The sequence below is a fragment of the Bradyrhizobium sp. Kon56 genome, assembly GCF_055807635.1.
In genome coordinates, this window is the sequence record NZ_JBVVOU010000249.1 from 1 (window position 1) to 334 (window position 334).

At 63.5% G+C, this 334-nt stretch carries 1 protein-coding gene; it reads right to left on the bottom strand.

Annotated features, from left to right (window positions below; all coding sequences use genetic code 11):
• Window positions 1–334, bottom strand: a 334-nt coding sequence (locus AC0L3B_RS38840; RefSeq protein WP_473382991.1) for a dienelactone hydrolase family protein, incomplete at both ends; no start/stop codon positions are given.

Genomic DNA, 334 nt, shown 5'->3' on the forward strand with positions numbered 1-334 from the left:
GCTGTCGTGGTGCATCAACCACTCGATGGCGGCGAAGAAGTCGTTCATCAGCTTGGTCGGGTCGACGGTCTGCTGCAGGGCCACGCCTTTTTCGTCGTTGCCGGGGTAGCCGCCCACCGATGTCAGTCCGTCCGGTGCCAGGGCGATGAACCCGGCCTTGGCCAGGCGCCGCGCAACGTCTTCGATATACGGATTAAGGCCACGGTTTTCATGCACCACCACCACCGCGGGCAATTTGCCGGCGGCCTTGGCCGGACGCACCAGATAGCCGCGTACCGTGCCATTGCCCTTGGGCGATGGGTAGGTGATGTAGTCGGCGACGATATCGGGATCG